Here is a 3,292-nt window from a genome sequence, read left to right on the forward strand (position 1 = left end):
ACTCCCTGAAAATTATAAATTAACAGAAGAACAGCTAAGATTTACATGTACACCAAAAGAAAGTATTGAACGATCAACGAAAGAAGAAGATCGGTACAATATTTTGGTTATTGAGGACGAGCAGCTAGTAACTTTCTTCGTTTTACATAGAAATGAAGGCGTAGTACCTTACAGCGATAATAGCTATGCAATTCTATTGCGTGGCTTTTCTACTGATGATCGACATCAAGGAAAAGGTTATGCAAAGAAGACTTTGCAATTGTTGCCACAATTAGTGAAAAGTGAGTTTCCTGAAATCAATGAAATTGTTTTATCGGTTAATGTAGAAAATATAGTTGCACAATCTCTCTATAAAAAGTGTGGATTTGTTGATGAAGGAGTTCGAGTAATGGGGGAAAAAGGCGAGTTAATCGTGCTGAGTTTTTATTTATAAATGATTATGGAGGAGAAAAGATGAAACAAATTATCGCTTTAGGTGGAGGAGGTTTCTCAATGGAACCTGACAATCCATTATTAGATTTATATATATTAAGCCAATCTCCTAATAAGACACCTAAAATATGCTTCTTACCAACAGCAAGCGGAGATGCAGAAAATTATATTCAGAGATTTTATCAATTCTTTAGTGAGCAGAATTGTATTCCTTCCCATTTGTCATTATTTAACCCTCCTTCAAGAGATTTAGAAGGATTCCTTTTAGAAAAAGATATTATTTATGTGGGAGGAGGTAATACAAAAAATCTCCTGGCACTTTGGAAAGAGTGGGGCATTGATGAGATTTTGAAAACGGCATGGCAACAAGGCATTATTTTAGCGGGTATTAGTGCAGGAGCCATTTGTTGGTTTGAAGAGGGAGTCACCGATTCTTTTGGTGATGCCTTAGAACCTATACATTGTTTAGGATTTCTAAAAGGTAGTAATTGTCCACATTATGACGGAGAAAAGGATAGAAGACCTTCATACCAAAATCTTATTCAAACAAATAGGATAAAATCTGGTATTGCAGCAGATGATGGTGTAGCAATACACTATGTCGATCAAACTATTAAAGAAGTAATCAGTTCAAGACCCTATGCCCAGGCCTATAGAGTAACTTATGAAGACAGAGTGAAAGAGGAAACAATTTATACGCGTTATTTAGGAGAAGGGTTTGAAACTTCAAAAATATAGGAGGATAAAATGAAATCTATGATAGTAGAGTGGGGAGGTCAACCTGTAAAATTGACTTGGCTACCTGATTATAATATCAAGGATGAAGATGTAGTTACTAGTGTACATGCTATTTGTATTCAAAATAACAAAATAGTATTATCTAAAATAAAAAATAGAGGATTTAACTACCCTGGTGGTCATGTTGAAAAAGGAGAATCTCTTGAAGAAGCCATTCATCGGGAAGTTTATGAAGAGGCCTACATCAAAGGTGACATTACATATATAGGCGCAATAGAAGTTGACCATAAAGATGACCAGCATTTTAAGATGAATGGAAAATATCCAGTCGTTGGTTATCAGGCATTTTACAGAATGGATGTAAAAAGGTGTGATCCATTTTTAAGGGAAAACGAATCACTTGCTCGAATTTGGGTTGAGCCTTCAGAAATTCCATACGTAATTGAAGACCATGATATAGTATTAACAATTCTTAAAAAGGCTCTGTCCGAAGAGTATGAAGATAAACGAAGTAGTAACATCAATCACGATCATTTAATGCAGATGATAGATGATTATTTAAATAATTCACAAATACATTGGGATGATTTTTATAGTAATCGAGACAAGAAAATTCCGTTCTTTGAAAACAAACCAGATGAAAACTTAGTTAGTTATTTAGCGAGAGGGTTATTGAATGGTGGGAATGTATTAGAATTGGGCTGTGGTCCAGGGAGAAATGCCATCTATTTAGCTGACAATCATTTTCATGTTGATGCAGTAGACCTCTCTGAAGAATCGCTTAAATGGGCTGCGGAAAGAGCCAACAAAAGAAATCTAAAGATCAATTTTATCAATCAAAATCTATTTAAATTAGATATTAAAGAATCTCATTATGATTTAGTATACGATTCGGGGTGCTTTCATCATATCGCACCACATAGAAGGGCCGATTATATTCATCTAGTAAAAGATTCCCTAAAACCAGGCGGATACTTTGCCATCACTTGTTTTGTTGAAAATGGACCATTAGGAGGTTCTGATATTTCCGATTGGGAGGTATACCGAGTTAAAAGTCTACAAGGTGGATTAGGGTTTACTGAGGATAAATTGAAAAGAATATTCCATGACTTCGATTGCATTGAAATTCGAAAAATGAAGAATGTACATGAAGATGAACTTGTTTTTGGAGTTGATGGAATACTTACAGCTATTTTTCAAAAAAGAGCTTAAAATATAAGCTTAATGCCCACGGAATTTCCAATCATAATACCTGATTATTTAAACTAATACACAGTGGTAATTGAAAGAATACCACTGTGTTAAAAATCGATTCAGTTATTTAATAATTCTCAAAAATCTCTTCGTACCTATTTGTAATATTTCATCATTCATCAAAACCCGATCCAACTCATCCTCAAAAAGCATTTCATTATTGATCTTTACGGCATCTTGTCTTATTAATCGCATCAGTTGGCTAGTATCGTTCACCATACCTAGCTGAATAAGTTGAGGAATAATATCAATTACTCTTTCAGAATTTATTTCTAGTAATAGCTCAGGAATCTTGTGAGGACCATTCACATGATTTAATTTTAGTTCTTTTTGGTAAACGTTCCCCTCTATAGCTTTATACTCGTTCATTTGTTCTTCTAAATTTAATATCATCGCTAGCATCTCCTATCAAATAGTTTACTAACATTTGTATTACAATAAGAAACAAAGAAATAAAAAAACGTCCTTTTGGATTAACCAAAAGGACGATTATACTCGTGTTACCACCTTTAATTTGCAAGTAATTCACATTACTTACCTCAAAAAGTACGGTCATATAGACGATACTGTTGCACTAGATTACGGGTGCTTACCGTCGTAGCCTACTTAGATTTCTGTTCGGTACGCAGCTCCAAGAGGAATTCACAACCAATCGACATGCGCCTCTCATCAACCGGCAACTTTCTGAAAGTCTCTATAATTGTTACTACTTCTTATCATAGCCTTTGCTCTTATATACAAATATTGAAATTAATTTTATCTAAAATTCTATAACTTGTCAACGGTATATTTAGATTTTTAAATAAATTTATAATATTCTTATTTTCCTATACTAAAAATTTTAGAATAAAAATCTATTTATGGGAGT

At 33.7% G+C, this 3,292-nt stretch carries 4 protein-coding genes, 1 pseudogene and 1 other annotated feature; of the genes and pseudogenes, 4 read left to right on the top strand and 1 reads right to left on the bottom strand.

All coding sequences use genetic code 11. The annotated features are described in order from the left end of the window. The 4 genes and pseudogenes from D1606_RS18060 to D1606_RS18075 form a co-directional block, all read left to right on the top strand. A partial coding sequence (locus D1606_RS18060) for a GNAT family N-acetyltransferase (protein WP_147414557.1) occupies positions 1-433 on the top strand: 433 nt, incomplete at its 5' end. 20 nt (positions 434-453) lie between these two features. Further along, on the top strand, positions 454-1,170 hold the full coding sequence (locus D1606_RS18065; RefSeq protein WP_119417403.1) for a Type 1 glutamine amidotransferase-like domain-containing protein: 717 nt from the start codon (positions 454-456) through the stop codon (positions 1,168-1,170). An 18-nt stretch (positions 1,171-1,188) separates the two neighbouring features. Then, positions 1,189-1,590 (top strand): annotated as a pseudogene (locus tag D1606_RS18070) (NUDIX domain-containing protein); the annotation flags it as partial. A 117-nt stretch (positions 1,591-1,707) separates the two neighbouring features. Continuing rightward, positions 1,708-2,382 carry a class I SAM-dependent methyltransferase gene (locus D1606_RS18075; protein WP_119417405.1) on the top strand — a complete coding sequence of 225 codons (675 nt, stop codon included), beginning with the start codon at positions 1,708-1,710 and terminating at the stop codon, positions 2,380-2,382. A 105-nt stretch (positions 2,383-2,487) separates the two neighbouring features. Here the strand turns inward: D1606_RS18075 and D1606_RS18080 are convergent, their stop codons facing one another. Further along, on the bottom strand, positions 2,488-2,817 hold the full coding sequence (locus tag D1606_RS18080; RefSeq protein WP_119417404.1) for a hypothetical protein: 330 nt from the start codon (positions 2,815-2,817) through the stop codon (positions 2,488-2,490). 85 nt (positions 2,818-2,902) lie between these two features. Continuing rightward, positions 2,903-3,153, bottom strand: a binding site (T-box leader). Positions 3,154-3,292: the final 139 nt, after the last annotated feature.

It is taken from the genome of Rummeliibacillus sp. POC4 (genome assembly GCF_003576525.1).
Classification (GTDB): Bacteria; Bacillota; Bacilli; order Bacillales_A; family Planococcaceae; genus Rummeliibacillus.

What these genes read in the sequence shown, in the direction of transcription:
- D1606_RS18065 (WP_119417403.1), top strand. Translation starts at nt 454, where the DNA reads ATGAAACAAATTATCGCTTTAGGTGGAGGAGGTTTCTCAATGGAACCT.
- D1606_RS18075 (WP_119417405.1), top strand. Translation starts at nt 1,708, where the DNA reads ATGCAGATGATAGATGATTATTTAAATAATTCACAAATACATTGGGAT.
- D1606_RS18080 (WP_119417404.1), bottom strand. Translation starts at nt 2,817, where the DNA reads ATGATATTAAATTTAGAAGAACAAATGAACGAGTATAAAGCTATAGAG.